Origin of the sequence: Mesorhizobium sp. M0016 (assembly GCF_040324035.1) — a bacterium.
Classification (GTDB): domain Bacteria; phylum Pseudomonadota; class Alphaproteobacteria; order Rhizobiales; family Rhizobiaceae; genus Mesorhizobium.
The window spans coordinates 29,050-46,568 of sequence record NZ_JAMYVM010000028.1 but is presented as its reverse complement, the minus strand read 5'-3'; the positions used below and the strand labels follow the sequence as shown (position 1 = coordinate 46,568).

Here is a 17,519-nt window from a genome sequence, read left to right as displayed (position 1 = left end):
TAGGCTCAAACGGAAAAGGGGGTTAGACCAGCACCAGGCCCTGCCGCATCGCGATCGCGATGGCATCCGTGCGGTTCGCAGCACCCAGCTTGATCAGGATCGCGGCGACGTGGAACTTTGCCGTGTGCACGGAGATGTTCAGCCGCCGCGCGATCACCTTGTTGGGTGCGCCTTCGGCCAGCAGCGCCAGCACTTCGGCCTCGCGCGGCGACAGCGCCGGACGGGCGGTAGCGCCATCGTCCAACGGCTCCTCGCCGAACAGCCCGCTATGGCTTCCGCCGTTGGCGGCGGCATCGAAATCGTCGTGGCGAGCGGGCGTCGAACGCCCATCCCTGGACACCCGGTAGCCGGCCGCCGCCAGTCTGACGGCAGCCGCGATCAGATTCGCATCCGACGCCAAAGGCAGCACGGCAAGCACCCGGTTTTCCGGCCGGCCAGCGCTCGCGGATAGCAGCACCCGTGGGATTGCGCTGTTGCCACCATCGGCCCGATCGAGCCAGGCCGCACTGTTCGCAACAGCGTCATCGACGACAGCGACGTCGGCAATCCCGCTGCCGGCTACGACCGGAAGCAGATCGTCCGCCATGGCAAGCGAAGCTGACAGGCGCTCGGCACGCGCGGCATCGTGCAGCGCGATCAGCACCACGAGCTGGCGTCCGCCGCCCGCCACCTCCGGCCCACCCACCTCCGGCCCACCCGCCTCCGGCCTTGTCAGCGTGTCGCTTTCCATCGGCCCTCTCAGCTCAGCGGTTTTTCACCGACGGTCAGCGCGACGTCGCGCTGCTCGCCGCCGCGCACCACGCCGAGCGTCACCGCAGCGCCCGCGCTATCCGGCCCAAGCTTTCGGATCAGTTCGCGCGGGCCGTGCACGGCCTCGCCATTCCACGCCACGATGATGTCGCCCAGCGCAAGGCCGGCGGCTTTGGCCGGACCATTGTCGTCGAGGCTCATGACCATGGCGCCGCGCGCCGCGCCGTCACGGATCGGGTGCAGGCCGGCGCCGAGATAGCCGCGCGCGACATGGCCCTTTTCACGCAGCGTCGCCACGGCCCGCTCGATCGTCTCATAAGGCATGACCAGCGCACGACCACGTGGCCCAAACAGCAGCATGCCGATCAGCGCGCCCTTGGCGTCAAGCACCGGCCCGCCCTCGAAACGGCCGCCGGCATTGACGGCGAGATTGATGCGCCGATCGATGCTGCCGCCGCGCATCGAGCGCCAGGCGGGGCCGACCTCGCCGACCGAGCCCGAGACAGCCAGCGCCGAGCCCTGACTGCTGCCGACAGCGATGGCGACGTTGCCCGGCCGCACCCCATCCGCCTTGGCGAGCGCAGGCGCCGCGGCCGCGCCGGCCGGCTTCAGAAGCGCTACGCCGGTCGACGGATCGCGACCGACCAGTTCGGCCTTCACCGCTTCGCCCGAAGCCAATGTCAATTCGATCTCCTCACCGGCCTCGACAGCTTCCTCGGCGGTGACGAAACAGCCGTCACGCCAGTGGAAGGCGCTGGCGGTGCGATGGTGATGGGTGGTGAAACTTGCCGTTGCCGGCGCAGCCTTGGCGGCGAGATCGGCGATGGCCTCGGAAAATGCATTAAGGTTGAAGTCACTCATGATGATCTCCTGGGTTTTCTCATGCCCCAGATATCGCTCGGCAGTGCGCCCGGAGGTACTCGTCTGACGGCTAGTTACTGGTTTGACTGGCCATCTGGTCAGGTCGCGGCAGTTCGAGCCGCTCCGCACATATAGTCATCATCGCGCCTGAAAACACGGAGCCCCGCCAATGGCCCTCGCCGCCCACAAGTTCGAAACCGACGACACACTGCTCGACGCCTATTCGACGACAGTCGCCGACGCCGTCGACCGCATCGGCCCAGCCGTCTGCCGCATCGAGCGCGTCGGTGGCCAAGGTGGCCATGGCTCCGGCTTCGTCATCACCCCGGACGGGCTGGTCGTCACCAATTTCCATGTCGTTGGCGATGCCAAAACGGTGCGCGTCTCTATGCCCGACGGCGCCTCCAGCGAAGGCCGTGTGCTAGGCCGCGACCCCGACACCGACATCGCGCTGGTGCGCGCCGATGGCAGCTTCACCGAAGTCGCGCCGCTCGGCGATTCCAAGCGGCTGCGGCGCGGCCAGATCGCCATTGCCATCGGCAATCCGCTCGGCTTCGAATGGACCGTAACGTCAGGCGTGGTCTCCGCACTTGGCCGTTCGATGCGCGCCTCGACCGGGCGGCTGATCGACGATGTCATCCAGACCGATGCCGCGCTCAATCCCGGCAATTCCGGCGGACCGCTGGTGTCGTCGGCAGGCGAGGTCATCGGCGTCAACACCGCCATGATCCACGGCGCGCAAGGCATCGCCTTCGCGGTCGCTTCCAACACCGCCAATTTCGTCATTTCGGAGATCATCCGCTTCGGCCGCGTGCGCCGTGCCTTCATCGGCATCTCGGCCGACACCACCAGTTTGCCGCGCCGCGCCGCCCTTCTGTCGCAGGTGACCACCAGTACGGCGGTACGGCTGCGCAGCGTCGAGAAAGACGGACCCGCGGCGAAGGCCGGCCTCAGGGAAGGCGACATCATCGCGTCAATAGACGGTCGCCCGGTCACCGGCGTCGACGACCTCGTGCGCATGCTCGACGCCGAACGCATCGGCCGCGAGACGCTGTGCACCGTGGTGCGCCGCACCGGCGTCAGCCAGGTGACGGTGACGCCGGTAGCAAGGGCGAGTTGAGCCCTTATCGAGGGTTGAGCACCCGCCCGAGCAGCGACACCAGCAGTCGCGCAAGGTCACCGGTCGGGTCGAGGTCGGGATCGTAGATCGTCATGTCCAAGCCGGTGCAGCGCTGGTCCGCTGTCAGCGCCGACAGAATGGCAACGAGTTCATCGGGGTCGATGCCGGGGCTGCCGGGCGAATCCACCGCCGGCATCACCGTCTGGTCGAGCACATCGACATCGAGATGCAGCCAGTAGGGACAGCCGGCGCGCGCCAGCGTCGCTCTTGTCTTTTGCAACACTCCAGCCGCGCCGAGTTCCTGCGCGGCAAAGACGTCGATGCGCGTCACGGCGGTCGCATTGATGTCGGGCCAGGCAAAATCGGCATCGCGGCTCTCGCGTTCGCCGATCTGAACCACCGCCTCGTCGGCGACGAGCGGACCGACAACACCTGGCCATTGCGCCAGCAAAGCCTCGCCGCGTCCGGTGGCAAGTGCCAGATCCATGCCGGCAACCGAGCCGAGTGAGGCATTGACATCGTAGTTGCCGGGATGGCGGAAATCGCTGTGGCCATCGACATGGACCAGGGCGACCGCGCCCGAGCGCCGCGCGGCGACCAGTGCGCCAAGCAGGATCGAGCAGTCGCCGCCGATGATCAGCGGGAACTCGCCTTGCCCAAGCGCACCGGTGACGATCTCGGCAAGATCGAGGTTGAAGCAGCGGATCGCCGGACCATTACGCAGCCTAGTGCCCGGTTGCGGTTCGGTACTGTAGGCGGGTCTGTCGAGATCGACCACCCGCCCCGGCGCCAGCGACTCGATCAAACCAGCTTCGCTCAGCGCCTGCGGCGCACGCCAGGTGCCGGGCACATGGCCCGGCTCCAAGGGCCGAAGGCCGAGATTGGATGGCGCACGAACAAGGCAGATGTCACGCATGCGGCAGGCCCAGCTTCAACATCACCAACATAGACCGCATGGTGCGGGTCCGGCCACAGCGGCCGGAGCCGCTGCCGACATTTGCTGCCATTGTTCAGGCGCCCGCCGCGCCCGCCGCGAATTGCGCCTGAAATTCCGGGCTGAGCGGGATCGGCTTGATGACGTCGATCAGCACGCCATTGGGATCCCTGGTGATGAAATGGCGCTGGCCGAAGAGTTCGTCGCGCAGCGGGCACAGGATCGGTAGGCCGGCCGCAACGATCCGTTCATAGACAGCATCAGGATCCCTCACCTCGAAATTGATCAGCAGCCCCGATGTGCGGCCGCGCCCCCCCTCGGGGATCGTCTCGTGGTCGCCCTGGACGATACCGAGATTGACCCGGCGATCCTCGGCAGACTGCAGATGCACATACCAGTCGCTCGCAAACAGCGGCTTGAAGCGGAAGTGATTGATATAGAAGGCTTTTGTGCCGGCTACGTCGCCCGTCATCAGCACCGGATAATAGCTCGTCGTCTTCATCTTTCTTTCTCCCGTCAGCCAACATACAGTTTGCATGTAATTCAAAATAACATACAGGCTGCATGTATGCAACGAGAAACCCCGCGCCGCTCCAACCGCGACCGCACCGAAGCGACGCGCGCCGACCTGATCGCTGCGGCGCGCAAACTGTTCATCGAAAAGTCCTATGCCGAGACCGGCACGCCGGAGATCGTTGCGGCCGCCGGCGTCACCCGCGGCGCGCTCTATCACCACTTTGCCGACAAGCAGGCGCTGTTTGCCGCTGTGGTCGAGCAGGAGGCGGCGGCGGTGGCGCAAGAGATCGAGCGCGCCTCGCCGCCTTCTTTGTTTGCCCGCAATGCGCTGATTGCCGGCTCGGACGCCTATCTCGCCGCCATGCGCGCGCCCGGCCGCACGCGGCTTTTGCTGCTCGACGGGCCGGCCGTGCTTGGCCGCGCCGCCATGGATGCGATCGACAATCGCCACGGCAACCGGTCGCTGCGCGAAGGCCTGGTTGCGGCAATGCGCGAACAGTCGATGACCAGACTGCCGGCCGATGCGCTGACCGCTTTGCTCGCCGCTGCCTTCGACCGCGCAGCACTTGCCGTCGAGGCCGGCGCCTCGGCCGAAGACTATCGCGCCGTGCTCATGGCTCTGATCGATGGGCTGTCTCCGGCTCATCCTCAGGCAGGTCGTCCGGGTCGAACTCGTTGAAGCAGCCGAGCTGGCGTTTGAACTGGTCGATCAGCCAGGCCGCCGCCGGTTTCGGGCTGCGGTCGGCGCGGTGCATGGCATAGAGCGATGAGCGCACCTCGCTAAAGGGTTCAAGGTCGAGTTCGACCAGCCTGCCGCTGGCCAAATCGTCCGCGATCAGCCAGCGCGGCAACCCGCCCCAGCCCAGCCCCTCGCGCATCAACGTATGCTTGATACGCACATCTGTCAGCCGCCATGTACGATAGGCAAAGACGCCGAAGTCGCGTCCCTTGGTGCGTTCCGACTGGTCGCTGACAACCAGCTGGGTGTGCTCTCGCGCATCCTCGAGCGCCACCGGTTTCGGCAGCAGTGCCAGAGGGTGGGTGGGGGCGGCAGCCAGCACGATCGACATGAAGCCGATGCGCACGAGATGCACGTCGACCTCGCCCAGCAAGCCACCGATGCCAAGATCCGACTGTCCGCTGACGACATGGTCGGGGATCAGACCGAGCGTGCCGATATGCAGTCGCATCATCACGGTCGGGAACTGCGCCTCGAACGCCTTCAGCACCCGCACCAGCACCGGCGAGGGCAGCGCCGCGTCAACCGATAGCGCAACTTCAGCCTCCAGCCCCTGATGGTGACCGTCGGCACGCGAACGGATGCGCTGCAGCACGCCGACCATGCGCCGGGCGTCCTCCAGCATCGCCCGGCCGATTTCGGTCAGCTGCGGCTCGCGCGTGCCCTCGCGCTCGAACAGTTTCAGGCCAAGCTGCGCTTCAAGATTGGCGATGCCGTAGCTGATGACGGACTGCGCGCGGTTAAGCTTGCGGCCGGCGGCTGAGAAGCTGCCGGTGTCGGCGACCGCAACCAGGATCTGCAATTGGTCGAGCGTCGGATTGGGTTGCACGGCATACCTACTTTATGGATGGATCGTATAGAAAATATACCAGTTTTTTGAATGGGTCGGTAGGCCCATATCAGGCGGGAGAAATCAATTCCCACTGGAGAGAACCGCTATGTCTATCCTGCTTGTAACCTCGAGCCCGCGCGGCGCTGCCTCGCACTCGACCCGTATCGCTACCGAATTCGCTGAAAAGCTCGTCGCCGCCGACCCGTCGAATACGCTCGTCGTACGCGACCTCGTGGCCAACCCGCTGCCGCACATCGACACCGATTATGCGACCGGCATCTACACCCCCGTTGAAGCCCGCACGCCGCGCCAGGCCGAAGTCGTCGGCGTCTCCGACATCGTGCTTGACGAACTGTTCGCAGCCGACACCGTGATCCTGGCCACCGGCTTCATCAACTTCAACATCTCCTCAACCCTGAAGTCCTGGGTCGATCACATCTCCCGCTCCGGCAAGAGCTTCTCTTATGGCGAGGGTGGTCCCAAGGGCCTCGTCACCGGCAAGAAGGTCTATATCGTACTCGCCTCGGGCGGCATCTATTCCGAAGGTGCGGCCGTGCAGTTCGATCACGCCATCCCCTATCTGCGCGGCGTGCTCGGCTTTCTCGGCATGACCGATGTCGACGTCATCCGCATCGAAGGCGTCGGCATGGGCCCTGATGCCGTCACCGCCGCACTTGCCAAGGCGACCGCCAAGGTCGATGCCGTGGTGGCCAAGACCGCGAGCGCGCAAATCGCCGCGTAAGCACACCCCGTCATTCGCATTGAAAAGGCGGGCGCTTCGGCGCCTGCCTTCTTGCTGTCCGGGGCCGAGAGCAGGGTCCACCGGCAGATGGCGTGGTGTTCGTGGCGGGGTTTTCGATGGCTGCCAACTATTCTTGCCCGTTCATCAGCTGGCCCTCATAGGCTTGGAGCCCCCGGCATCGCCATCGGATTTGCCGTTGGTCCACGGCCAATCTGTTTTTGCACCGACGGATCGGGCTAAACTCGTGCAACCCTGTCAAAACAGAGAGGCAACTTATGGCCGAATGTCCGAGTGGAGGAGAGAACAACGGAATTGTCGCAAGCGCTGTTGCCGACGATGATCCGCGTCTCGCGTTCATCTATCAGGAGGCGGTGAGAGGTCTCACTCAACAGCAGACGCTTGTGGAGAACATGAGCACCCGCGCCGGCAGCCTTGTCTTTGCCATCGCATTTGCCAACTCGCTACTCGGCGGTGCGGCGCTTTCCAACGGGCTTGGGCTTTGGGATTGGACCGCAGTGGCCCTGTTGTTCGGCATCGGCGGGCTGATCGTCTTCATGCTTTGGCCCTATCACCAATATACATTCCGCTTCGATCCGGAAGATCTGCTTGATCAATATGTCGACGGCGACAGGCCGACGACAATGTCGGCCATGCGCCGCGCGCTTGCCCTTCGGATCAAGGCGGACATGGCCGGCAACTGGCGAATTATCCAGCGGCTCCGGCTGGCGTTGCAGATTGCGCTGGTTTTTCTGCTGCTCGACATCCTGGCTTGGCTTTTGGCAATTGCGGGCATCTGATCACGTCTCAAGGTGCACCGGCCTCGGTCGCGCATCATACCTGCGTCCTAGGAAATGGACAGGATCTCAAGTTCGCGCGGCCCTAGCTGGACAAAGTCGCCAACGGTTTTTCCGGTCAGCGCGATGGCAACCGGCGAACCATGCGATATGGAAGCTTCAGACGGGTTGGCCTCATCCTCTCCGACGATGCGGAAGGTCTGAGTGCGGCCATCATCACGTTTGAAGGTAACGGTGTGCCCGAAGGCGATCACCTCATTAGAGGTGGGCACCGGCATAAGCTGTGCCGTACGGACGCGCTCGGCATAGTAACGCATATCTCGAACCGGAACCGCTGACTGGCGTCGCCGCTCATTGACATCTTCCAGCACGCTAGCGGCCTCGAGAGCTTGCTGGGCGCGAGTCAATTCAACCTGCAGCGTCTTGAGGCCCGCTTCCGTGACAAGGTTGACCCGATCGGAGACAGGGCGAGCCGGCAGGATGGTTTCCGATGCTGCCTCGGCGCTTTCCTCCTTGGCAAACGCTACGCTCAATTGTCGATACTTTCTGCTTGCCGCCCACTGCCGTTATTCGAGATTCTGGCGACGGATGACCGGCGCAAAACCTATGTTCGGCGCCTCGACCAGTTCGGCCCTTACCCGAACATCCTCTCGCCTTGCTCGTCGACCAACTGCATGCCCTTCTTGATCGAGATGTCGACGGCGTCGTCCAGTCCGGCAAAGCGATCGGCGCGGATGAATTTGTGTTCCTTCATCACGCCGTCGACTTCCTTCGAAACCACGCCGCAGGTCTGGTATTGGCCCCCCTCCGCCTTGTAGGGCGTGGCGCTGATCAAAAATCCCTTGTGCTCAACCTGCTTTGCCGGTGCTGCGCTCTTGGGCTCGCCCCCCTCACCGCCACCACCGAAAAGACGCTTCAGAAAAGACATGGGGCTTCCTCCAACGGCAATCATCCTGCACCACGTCTCGCGGTGCAGGATGATTTTCAGTACCGTTCCTCAGTCGAACGGGCAAGCGTTCTCGCCAGGGGTCAACCGCGCGATAGCGCTTCCAGGGCTTCAGCGGCGGCTTCCAGGACTGCAATCGCCTCGGCCTGCTTTTCAGCCGGCGCGTCGACGAGATCGCCGAGCGCGGCACGCAGCCGGTGGCGCACGGCGCGGAACTCCTCGCGGGCATCCGAGCGACCCCGTCCACCACGCCGTCCGCCTTCCTCGCCGTCGTCGTTCCAGCCGAACCAGTCCCGCGCTTTCGCCATCTTGCGGCCGAAGCGCTCGAGATGCTCCAGCACGCCGTCGATCATCTCGCGGTTCTCGGCGAGATGCGCCTGGCCCGCCTCGGTGATCGAAAACACCTTCTTGTTGCCGTCGGCGGCTGAAGCCGCATAGCCGGCCTCTTCCAGGAAGGTCAGCGTCGGATAGACGACGCCCGGGCTCGGGCTGTAGATGCCGCTGGTGCGCTCTTCCAGCGCCTTGATGATGTCGTAGCCGTGGCGCGGCGCCTCGGCCAGCAGCGACAGCGTGATCAGCTTGAGATCGCCGTCGGCCAGCATGCGCCCGGCGCGAAACATGTCGCCCGGGCCGCCGCGTCCACCGCCACGTCCGCCCTGGCCGAACGGACCAAAGCCGCTGCCCCCTCTGCCACCAAATTTGCCTGCCATGTGCAGGAATGCGCGCTCGGCGCGCTCGCCAAAGGGATGATGTCTGTGCATGAATTGCTCCTTGAGTTATATCTTACGATACATCTTAATTAGGCTTGCCCCGCCGACGAGTCAAGATATATCTTACGATGTATCTAAAGGCGACGCCAGAAGGTTGATTTCGCCGCCGCCGGCAGCTAGAAAGCGCGTGAGGGCCAAAACCTCTCCGTAAGCGTCTGACGTCAAGCAACGCATCCACCCCGGTCTTTCCGGGCAGTTCCGCCGGAAACCCGGCGCAATGGATGCCAAATGCGACGGACCGGATGTTTCAGGAAAATCCAAAAATGACCACGAACCGTAAGCGCGGCAAGCTGCCGGCGCGCTATGCCGCGATCGTCAGCCCGCTGGTGCTGTCGCTGCTGATGACCTTCATCGTCTCGTTCATATCGACGCTGAAAAGCCTTGGACTGCAACCTGATTTGCCGGCTGTCTGGCTCGCTGCCTGGGGCCTGTCCTGGCTGGTAGCGTTCCCAACGTTGCTCATGGTGCTGCCGGCGGTGCGCCGCATTGTCGGCTGGCTTTGCGAGCCGGCGTCCCGGTAACGCCCATGACGGTAAGGCCCGCAGATATCTTCGGGCCTTGCCTCGCTACCAGCGGCCCTTGCGCCGGTTCCAGGCATAGAGAAGATCGGCGAAGCGATTGTACGCGAACCGCGTCAGCGGCAGCGCGACCGGATTGCCGAAGAGCGTCGCCAGCCAGCCCTCGCCCGGCGTCGCCCGCCAGACGGCAACCGCGACATCGGCGCCGACCAGCAGCCTGCCTTCGGCATCGGTGGCATGCAGCCGGCGGCGTATGTCCTCCAGCGAGGCGCTGTAGCCAGAGAGCGCCGCCGGTTCGAGGTTGATGTCGCGGAATTCGATCCGCCCGGCCTTGATCGCCTCGATCAGCCGCCGTTTCTGCCGGGTGATCCCGCCATCGCAAACCGGGCAGCGTGTGTTGTACCAGACGGTCAGCGCAGGCTTGGACATGGCGCGACTATCGCCTTGACGGCACGGCCCCGCAATATGACGCCGAGCCGCACGGACCCGCGCCCAGCGCTATCCAAGCGAAGTGACGATCTCGCGATAGGCAAATTCCGGGAAAGCCTTGAGCGTTCGCGTCTTGACGCTGCCACCCGTTGCCAGCATCAGGGCGAAACGAGCAAGCACAGCATCGTCGGGCGCCTCGATAATCGCCACCATGTCATATTCGCCCATAGTCAGGTAAAACGCCTTGAACGAGCCGCCCATGTCGGCCAGTTGCTTCTTGGCGGCATCGAGCCGCTTCGGCGACTCTCGGATATTTCTGGCGCCCTGTTCCGTCCAGTTCATCAGCAGGATGTAGGTTGTCATCACACACCTCCCTCCGGCGCCACGGAGCACGGCTGAGGACATCAGCCGGGGCGGACATCCGGTTTTTCGCCCAGAACATGCATCCGACCAGGCAAGTATCCTCCCGACGGAGATGGGCGACAAGAGCCTTCACCCGGCAACAAAAAGGGCGCCATCGGCGCCCTTTTCGAATGCTGGTCTGTTGCCGGTATCAGCTGTCGAGGAAGCTCCTCAGCTTGCGGCTCCGGCTCGGGTGCTTGAGCTTGCGCAGCGCCTTGGCTTCGATCTGGCGGATACGCTCGCGCGTCACCGAGAACTGCTGGCCGACTTCTTCCAGCGTGTGGTCGGTGTTCATGCCGATGCCGAAGCGCATGCGCAGCACCCGCTCCTCGCGCGGCGTCAGCGAGGCGAGCACCCGCGTGGTGGTCTCGCGCAGATTGGCTTGGATCGCCGCATCGATCGGCAGGATCGCCATCTTGTCCTCGATGAAATCGCCCAGATGCGAATCCTCTTCGTCACCCACAGGGGTTTCGAGCGAGATCGGCTCCTTGGCGATCTTCAACACCTTGCGCACTTTTTCGAGCGGCATTGCGAGCTTTTCTGCCAGTTCCTCCGGCGTCGGCTCGCGGCCGATTTCATGCAGCATCTGGCGCGACGTGCGCACGATCTTGTTGATCGTTTCGATCATGTGCACCGGGATGCGGATGGTGCGCGCCTGGTCGGCAATCGAACGCGTGATCGCCTGCCGGATCCACCATGTCGCATAGGTCGAGAACTTGTAGCCGCGGCGGTATTCGAATTTGTCGACCGCCTTCATCAAGCCGATATTGCCTTCCTGGATCAGGTCGAGGAACTGCAGGCCGCGATTGGTGTATTTCTTGGCGATGGAAATGACGAGGCGCAGGTTGGCCTCGACCATTTCCTTCTTGGCGATAGCGGCTTCGCGCTCGCCCTTCTGCACCTGGTTGACGATCTTGCGGAATTCCAGGATCGAGATCGCCGTCTCGGTGGCGAGGTTCTGGATTTCCGAACGCAGATCCTTGATCGCGTCCTTCTCGTTCTTGGTGAATTCCTTCCAGCCGCGCGAGGTCAGGTTGCCGATCGAGCGCGTCCAGTTCGGGTCGAGCTCGGAGCCCTGATATTCCTTGAGGAATTCCTCGCGGCGCACGCCATAGCTTTCGGCTAGGCGCAGCAGCTTGCCTTCGTTCTGCACTAGCCGCTTGTTGATGTCGTAGAGCTGCTCGACCAGCGCCTCGATGCGCGCCGTGTTGAGCGACAGCGACTTCACCGCCTTGATCAGCTGGTCCTTCAGCTCCTTCAGGCGGCGGTCCTGGCTTGGCGACAGCGTGCCGGTCGCGGCCAGACGGTTCTCGACCTGCTGGTCCTGCAGCTTGCGCAGCTTCTTGTAGGTGTCGGCGATGACGTCGAGCGTCTCCATCACCTGCGGGCGCAGTTCCGCTTCCATCGCCGCCAGCGACAGGCTCGCCTCGTCCTCGTCTTCCTCGTCGTCATCGACCAGGCCGCGCGTGTCGGCGCCGACATTGGTGATGTCGTCTTCCTCGTCGCGTCCACGCCTCGGCTTGTCCTCGGCCTTGGGCGCCTCCTCGATGCGCTCGACCACCGGCGCCTGCTTGGCTTCGGGGCCGGCATAGGTGGCTTCGAGGTCGATGATCTCGCGCAGCAGGATCTTGGATTCGTTGAGCTCGTCACGCCAGATGATGATGGCCTGGAAGGTCAGCGGGCTTTCGCAGAGGCCCGCAATCATCGTCTCGCGGCCGGCCTCGATGCGCTTGGCGATCGCGATTTCGCCCTCGCGCGACAGGAGCTCGACCGAGCCCATCTCGCGCAGATACATGCGCACCGGGTCATCGGTGCGGTCGGTCGGCTCTTTCTTGGTGGTCGTGGCGGCGACGGCGGTGCCGGTCTGCTCGGCCAGTTCGTTGGCGTCTTCCTCGGCGTCGGCATTGCTGTCGGCGGCCTCGGGCTCCTCGCTCTGATCGTCGTCCTCGACCACGTTGATGCCCATGTCGGACAGCATCGCATTGATGTCTTCGATGCGATCCGGATCGGTCTCTTCCGACGGCAGCACCGCGTTCAGTTCGTCGAGAGTCACATAGCCGCGCTTCTTGGCGGCCTTGATCATCTTCTTGACAGCATCATCGGAAAGGTCGAGCAGAGGCCCATCGGTGGCGCCTTCACGTTCGGTCTCGACCTCTTCCTTTTCCTTTGTCGCCATAGTCTTTATCTTCTCCTAGCGGCCGAGCATCGAAGCCGCGTAGCTGCCGCACCGGTCAAACTACATGCGCTGGTGGCGCTTAACCGGGCCGGTAACCGAATCAACTCTTTTGTTTGTTCATATCGTGCCCCCAAAACCGGTTTTCACTTTTGGGCGATATGCATTAAGTCCAGATTAACCCTGATATCTGTGGCAGGCTGACAGCCTGTCCAGTGATCAGCACCTCGCGTCAGTGCATTTCCATCGACGCCGGCGCGGGTTAAGGTTTCGAATCGTCCTGATTCCGTCATTCTGCCAGAAGGTCAAGCGCCTCTCGCATGATTCGCATCAAAAAAGCGAATCAATTACCCGACTTAGAGGCGTCGATTCGACGCGCAGCACGTACAACATTCATTCTTGCGCAGGTTTCGACCTAGACGCGCCCACCCCTGCCCGAGGATACCCCGAACCCTTCGATCAGCGCTTCCGTTGCTTGTACATCACGGAATTGCGCCTGAATCTCGATGAGGTGCCGGTAGTTTTCGTCAGTGGGATCGCTGGCGAGCGCTGCTTCCGCCTGTTTCAGCTCCTTATGTAAGGTGCGCGCGCTGCGCTGCAAGTGCAGCGCCTGGTTGAAGGCGTCGCGGGCATCGTCAAGCGCTGCGGTTTCCAGCGCGGGCCATTGCCTGGCCCGTTGGATGAGCGCCACGGCGCGCGCCCAGATATCGCTGCAGCCGGCACGTTCGATGGTGGCGATCACCGCGCTACGGTCATTGGCCATGTCGTGCGCCATCGCATCGAGGATGGCGGCGTGCAGCCGCTGCAGATCGGTGTTGGCGAGATCGAGGAACTCGACATGGGCGAAGTTCTCGTCGATCAGCGCCGGATGGTTGACGAGGGCTACGATGATCGTCGCCTCGCGCACCGACATCATCTCGCCACCGCGTTTGACCATGGCGGAGCGGCCGAGGCTTTCGGTGATCGCGGCGCGCGCGCCTGCCCCGCTGCCTTTGGCGAACTGTCCGCCGGATGCGGGCGTTTTGCCCTGCCCCGGTTTCCAGTCCTGGCGACCTTGCCGCACTTCGCGCTGGGCGCTGAAGAAGGTCAGCTCCCGCTCGCGCATCCACTGCTGGTAGTGGTAGCGCTGGCTCTCGTCGCGGATGCGGCTGGTCAGTTCGCGCAGCGTCTTTGTCAGCCCCGCCCGCCGCTCCGGCGTGTCGAAGACGCCACCGGATGTCTCACGCATCCACAACAAATCAGCGAGAGGCCGCGCTTCCGCCAGCACGGCACGAAACGCGTCCGGCCCTTCTGCCTTGACCAGATCGTCGGGATCCTTGCCCTCCGGCAACAGCGCAAAGCGCACCGACCGCCCGGCCTGCACCGACGGCAGCGCGAGATCCGCGGCGCGCCACGCCGCCTTCAGCCCGGCCTGGTCGCCGTCGAAGCACAGCATCGGCTCAGGCGCCATGCGCCACAGAAGTTCGAGCTGGTTTTCGGTGAGCGCGGTGCCGAGCGGCGCCACGGCATTCTCGAAGCCGGCCTGCGCCAGCGCAATCACGTCCATATAGCCTTCGACGGCAATCACCGTGCCGCCTTTCGCCAGCGCTTTGCGGGCGCGGGCGAAATTGTAGAGCACGTTGCCCTTGTGGAAGAGCTCCGTGTCGGGCGAATTCATGTATTTGGCCAGCGCATCGGGCGCCAGTGCGCGGCCGCCAAAGGCGATGATCTTGCCGCGCGAATCGGGGATCGGGAACATGATGCGATCGCGGAACCAGTCATAGGAGACCGGGATGTCGTCGCCATGACGCACAAGCCCGCAGGCTTCGATATCGGCCTTGGGCACGCCCTTGGCGGCAAGATGCTCCTTCAGCGCATTGCGGCTGTCGGGCGCAAAGCCCAGCCGGAACGATTGCTGCGTCGCCGGCGTCAGCCCGCGATCCCTGAGATAGGCGCGGGCTTTTGCACCCTCCGGTCCTTGCAGCCGCTCCTGGAAGAAGGCAGTCGCCATCTCCATGACATCGGTCAGACTGGCGCGTTCCTTCTCACGCTGTTCTTCCCGCTCGTCGCGCACCGGCATCGGCACGCCGGCCATGTCGGCGATCTTCTCGACCGCTTCGGGAAAGCTTAATCCGTCGAGCTCGGTCAGGAACTTGAAATGATCGCCCGACACCGAACAGCCGAAACAGTGATAGCGGCCCTTCTTGTCCTCGCAGTGGAAGGAGGGGCTCTTTTCGCCATGGAACGGACAACAGGCCCAATAGTCGCCGCGCGAGGCGTTGGTCTTCTTCCTGTCCCATGCGACGCGCTGGCCGATGACCGATGAAATCGGCACACGGTCGCGTATCTCATTGAGAAAGGCGGGCGGAAAGCGCATTGGGGAACTCGTTTGTCCCTCATATAATCATGCGCGCGGAATCCGACGACCCTTATTACGGACCATACCCGGTTTCCACAGCCAAAAAGCCCGGTTTCTACAGCCAAAAGAAAGGCGGCCGTTTCGGGCCGCCTCCTTTCAAGTCTCGGCATTGCGCCGGCGAGGCCGGGCTTAATGCGCGGCAATGGCGCCGAAGATGATGCCGGACAGGACACTGACCAGCACATAGTCGTTGCCGACGCGGATCCATTCCTGGCCGCGGCCGGGGCGACGCAGGCCATAGCGGCCATAATCGCGGATCGGCTGGTGCCGCTTCCAGCTGGAATATTTCTGGCCATTGCGCCAATAGCTGCGCTTGACGACCACCGTCTTCTTCACGACGCGCTTCCTGACATCGACATGCTTGCCGGGCCTCTGCCAGTCGACCTGCGTGTAATTCGACTGCGGTGCGACCGGTGCGTTCACCGGTGCGGCCTGGCTGGTAAGCGAAGTGGCGGCCAGCATCGAGAAAGCGAGGGCGGAAAGAACAATATGTTTCATAGCGGGGCTCCTTGGTTGTCGATGCCTAGGGAATAGCCCCCGAAGGATGAACCGAAACTGAACACTAGCATTACATTTACGTAATGAAATCCGGCGCTTATCCTGGATATTTGAACATCATCGCAAAGGCGATTGCCGGGAGTCCGGCAAACCGGGACGATCCGCTGCCATCACCAGGGATCCGCCATGCAACCATTTGCGCATCCGTCCATTTTCCGACACGCCCTGTCGCGCCGCGACGGCTCTTGAAATCGACAAGATTTTATTACCCGGCTAAAATATTCCGGATATTGTTCAAGACTGTCATGACCATGATTCGCAGCCCCGTTTTCCTCCCTGCACTGCGCGCCCTCCGCGTCGCGGTAGCTGTCTGCGTGCGGGTTTCGAAATGAGCGGCTCCGTCGTCCTGCTGCATCTGGCGGGCTCGGTGGCGCTGATGCTGTTTGCCACCCGCATGGTCAAGACAGGCGTCGAGCGCGCCTATGGCGACGTGCTGCGTCACCGGCTGCGCTCCACCATGCGCAATCCGATCATGGCGGTGCTGGCTGGCTGCGGCCTGTCGATCGCACTGCAGAGCTCGACCGCCGTCACGCTTCTCGTCGGCTCCTTCGCCGGCGCCGGCATCGTCTCGGGCATGTCGGGCCAATTGGCGGTGCGCGGCGCCGAGATCGGCTCGGCGCTGGTGGTCAAGCTCTTGACCTTCGATCTGACGCTGCTGGTGCCGATCTGCCTCGTCGCCGGCACGGTCATGTTCATGGCCACCGAGCGGCGCGACTGGCGCCAGTTCGGCCGCATCCTGGTCGGCATCGGCCTTCTGGTACTGTCGCTGGAGATGATCGGCCAAGCCTCGGAGCCGCTGCGCCAGAGCACGCTGATGCCGCTCATCATCGAATATTTCTCCAGCGACTACGTCACCGCCTATCTGCTCGCCGCGCTCGTCACCTGGCTGTTCCACTCCTCGATCGCCGCCGTGCTTTTGATGGTCACGCTGGCCGGCCGCGGCTTCATCCCGCCCGAACTCGGCATCGTGCTGGTGCTCGGCGTCAATCTCGGCTCGTCGATCATCGCGCCGCTGCTCACCCGAAGTGCCGAACCTGGCGTGCGCGTCGTGCCGATCGGCAATCTGTTGATGCGCGGCATGGGCTCGCTGGTGATGCTGATCCTGTTCATGACGCTGAAGCCGCCGGTCGCCTTCCTCGGCGCCACCGTGCCCGACCAGATCGTCAACGCCCACATCCTGTTCAATGTGCTGATCCTGCTGGCCGGCCTGCCGCTTGCCAGCTTGATCTATCGTGCCTCTGAGAAGATCGTCGCAATGGGCACCAAGCCAGCGCCGGCTACAGAGCTCGATGTGGTCGAACTCTCCGCCCTCAACGACGGCGCGCTCGACGTTCCGAGCCAGGCGCTGGCCAACGCCACCCGCGAGGTGGTGCGCGTCTGCGAGACGGTCGAGATCATGCTCAAGCGCATCATCGAGCTGTATGAAAGCGCCGACGGCGACAAGATCAAGGCGCTGGCCGCCCTTGACGACCGCGTCGACAGGAAGCACGCGGCGATCAAGCTCTATCTGGCCAAATTGACCAGGAACTCGCTCACAGAGGACGAGGCGCTGCGCTGCCAGGAGCTGATAGGCGCCTGCGTCAAGCTCGAGCAGGTCGGCGACATCATCGTGCGCAACATGCTGGTGCATGTGAAGAAGAAGTTCGGGCGCGGGCTGGAGTTCACGACCGAGGGCTGGAGCGAGCTGCTCGCCTTCCACACCTCGGTGCTGGCCAATGCCAGGCTTGCCTTCAACGTGCTGGTGTCGCGCGACCCTGAGACTGCCCGCCAGTTGGTGCTGGAAAAGGACCGGCTGCGCGACCGCGAAAAGGAAACCAGCGCCAGCCATTTCGTGCGCCTGCGCGACGGCACCGCCAAGAGCGTCGAGACCAGCTCCATTCATCTCGATACCATCCGCGACCTGAAGCAGATCAACTCGCTGCTCGCGTCGATGGCTTACCCGGTGCTGGAAGAGCGCGGGTTGCTCGGCGGCTCCAGGTTGAAGGCGAGCTGATCAAGAAAACCTAAACCGGCCGCAAAAATTTCTGCATTGCCGGC

General features: G+C 63.5%; 19 protein-coding genes. 6 read left to right on the top strand and 13 right to left on the bottom strand.

Features of this window, described 5'->3' with window-relative positions; genetic code table 11:
• Window positions 1-22: 22 nt before the first annotated feature.
• Both NKJ88_RS28430 and NKJ88_RS28425 read right to left on the bottom strand, forming a co-directional pair.
• Window positions 23-730 (bottom strand): helix-turn-helix transcriptional regulator, encoded by a 708-nt coding sequence (locus NKJ88_RS28430; RefSeq protein ID WP_352446398.1) that lies wholly within the window; start codon window positions 728-730, stop codon window positions 23-25.
• A gap of 8 nt (window positions 731-738) precedes the next feature.
• On the bottom strand, window positions 739-1,611 hold the full coding sequence (locus tag NKJ88_RS28425; RefSeq protein WP_352446396.1) for a S1C family serine protease: 873 nt from the start codon (window positions 1,609-1,611) through the stop codon (window positions 739-741).
• 169 nt (window positions 1,612-1,780) lie between these two features.
• On the opposite strand from NKJ88_RS28425, the gene NKJ88_RS28420 reads away from it, so the two are divergent.
• Window positions 1,781-2,731, top strand: a complete 951-nt coding sequence (locus tag NKJ88_RS28420; RefSeq protein ID WP_352446394.1) for a S1C family serine protease — start codon at window positions 1,781-1,783, stop codon at window positions 2,729-2,731.
• 4 nt (window positions 2,732-2,735) lie between these two features.
• Here NKJ88_RS28420 and NKJ88_RS28415 read toward each other — a convergent pair whose 3' ends face one another.
• Both NKJ88_RS28415 and NKJ88_RS28410 read right to left on the bottom strand, forming a co-directional pair.
• On the bottom strand, window positions 2,736-3,647 hold the full coding sequence (locus tag NKJ88_RS28415) for an arginase family protein (protein ID WP_023672458.1): 912 nt from the start codon (window positions 3,645-3,647) through the stop codon (window positions 2,736-2,738).
• Between the two features lie 94 nt (window positions 3,648-3,741).
• Window positions 3,742-4,167: a VOC family protein gene (locus NKJ88_RS28410; RefSeq protein WP_023691511.1), complete on the bottom strand. Its 426-nt coding sequence runs from the start codon at window positions 4,165-4,167 to the stop codon at window positions 3,742-3,744.
• A gap of 66 nt (window positions 4,168-4,233) precedes the next feature.
• Between NKJ88_RS28410 and NKJ88_RS28405 the strand changes: the two genes are divergently transcribed.
• Window positions 4,234-4,860, top strand: a complete 627-nt coding sequence (locus tag NKJ88_RS28405; RefSeq protein WP_023672456.1) for a TetR/AcrR family transcriptional regulator — start codon at window positions 4,234-4,236, stop codon at window positions 4,858-4,860.
• Here the strand turns inward: NKJ88_RS28405 and NKJ88_RS28400 are convergent.
• Window positions 4,793-5,749: a LysR family transcriptional regulator gene (locus tag NKJ88_RS28400; protein ID WP_023683802.1), complete on the bottom strand. Its 957-nt coding sequence runs from the start codon at window positions 5,747-5,749 to the stop codon at window positions 4,793-4,795. The genes NKJ88_RS28405 and NKJ88_RS28400 overlap by 68 nt on opposite strands.
• A 109-nt stretch (window positions 5,750-5,858) precedes the next feature.
• Between NKJ88_RS28400 and NKJ88_RS28395 the strand changes: the two genes are divergently transcribed.
• Both NKJ88_RS28395 and NKJ88_RS28390 read left to right on the top strand, forming a co-directional pair.
• Window positions 5,859-6,494, top strand: a complete 636-nt coding sequence (locus tag NKJ88_RS28395; protein ID WP_023689756.1) for an FMN-dependent NADH-azoreductase — start codon at window positions 5,859-5,861, stop codon at window positions 6,492-6,494.
• A gap of 218 nt (window positions 6,495-6,712) precedes the next feature.
• Window positions 6,713-7,291 carry a hypothetical protein gene (locus tag NKJ88_RS28390; RefSeq protein ID WP_245260622.1) on the top strand — a complete coding sequence of 193 codons (579 nt, stop codon included), beginning with the start codon at window positions 6,713-6,715 and terminating at the stop codon, window positions 7,289-7,291.
• 47 nt (window positions 7,292-7,338) lie between these two features.
• Here the strand turns inward: NKJ88_RS28390 and greA are convergent, their stop codons facing one another.
• The 3 genes from greA to NKJ88_RS28375 all read right to left on the bottom strand — a co-directional run bounded on the left by greA (window position 7,339) and on the right by NKJ88_RS28375 (window position 8,995).
• Window positions 7,339-7,821 carry a transcription elongation factor GreA gene (gene greA / locus NKJ88_RS28385; protein ID WP_023683799.1) on the bottom strand — a complete coding sequence of 161 codons (483 nt, stop codon included), beginning with the start codon at window positions 7,819-7,821 and terminating at the stop codon, window positions 7,339-7,341.
• 101 nt (window positions 7,822-7,922) lie between these two features.
• A complete protein-coding gene (locus tag NKJ88_RS28380; protein ID WP_023672451.1) occupies window positions 7,923-8,216 on the bottom strand; it encodes an HlyU family transcriptional regulator in 294 nt (97 codons plus the stop codon).
• Between the two features lie 101 nt (window positions 8,217-8,317).
• Window positions 8,318-8,995 carry a PadR family transcriptional regulator gene (locus NKJ88_RS28375; RefSeq protein ID WP_352446390.1) on the bottom strand — a complete coding sequence of 226 codons (678 nt, stop codon included), beginning with the start codon at window positions 8,993-8,995 and terminating at the stop codon, window positions 8,318-8,320.
• Window positions 8,996-9,267: 272 nt separating this feature from the next.
• Here NKJ88_RS28375 and NKJ88_RS28370 point away from each other — a divergent pair, with 272 nt between their 5' ends.
• On the top strand, window positions 9,268-9,525 hold the full coding sequence (locus NKJ88_RS28370; RefSeq protein ID WP_352446389.1) for a DUF2798 domain-containing protein: 258 nt from the start codon (window positions 9,268-9,270) through the stop codon (window positions 9,523-9,525).
• A 45-nt stretch (window positions 9,526-9,570) separates the two neighbouring features.
• On the opposite strand, the gene NKJ88_RS28365 is transcribed toward NKJ88_RS28370, so the two are convergent.
• From NKJ88_RS28365 to NKJ88_RS28345, 5 genes are all read right to left on the bottom strand, one after another.
• Complete coding sequence (locus NKJ88_RS28365; RefSeq protein ID WP_023683796.1) at window positions 9,571-9,951, bottom strand: thiol-disulfide oxidoreductase DCC family protein; 381 nt, start codon at window positions 9,949-9,951, stop codon at window positions 9,571-9,573.
• A 69-nt stretch (window positions 9,952-10,020) separates the two neighbouring features.
• Window positions 10,021-10,314, bottom strand: a complete 294-nt coding sequence (locus NKJ88_RS28360) for a GYD domain-containing protein (protein WP_023672447.1) — start codon at window positions 10,312-10,314, stop codon at window positions 10,021-10,023.
• 190 nt (window positions 10,315-10,504) lie between these two features.
• On the bottom strand, window positions 10,505-12,529 hold the full coding sequence (gene rpoD, locus NKJ88_RS28355; RefSeq protein WP_023672446.1) for an RNA polymerase sigma factor RpoD: 2,025 nt from the start codon (window positions 12,527-12,529) through the stop codon (window positions 10,505-10,507).
• A gap of 412 nt (window positions 12,530-12,941) precedes the next feature.
• Complete coding sequence (gene dnaG, locus NKJ88_RS28350) at window positions 12,942-14,882, bottom strand: DNA primase (RefSeq protein ID WP_352446388.1); 1,941 nt, start codon at window positions 14,880-14,882, stop codon at window positions 12,942-12,944.
• A gap of 171 nt (window positions 14,883-15,053) precedes the next feature.
• Window positions 15,054-15,422, bottom strand: a complete 369-nt coding sequence (locus NKJ88_RS28345) for an RcnB family protein (RefSeq protein ID WP_352446386.1) — start codon at window positions 15,420-15,422, stop codon at window positions 15,054-15,056.
• A 388-nt stretch (window positions 15,423-15,810) separates the two neighbouring features.
• Between NKJ88_RS28345 and NKJ88_RS28340 the strand changes: the two genes are divergently transcribed.
• The gene (locus NKJ88_RS28340) at window positions 15,811-17,475 is read left to right on the top strand and encodes a Na/Pi cotransporter family protein (RefSeq protein ID WP_352446385.1); all 1,665 of its coding nucleotides are present in this window, start codon (window positions 15,811-15,813) and stop codon (window positions 17,473-17,475) included.
• Window positions 17,476-17,519 lie beyond the last annotated feature (44 nt).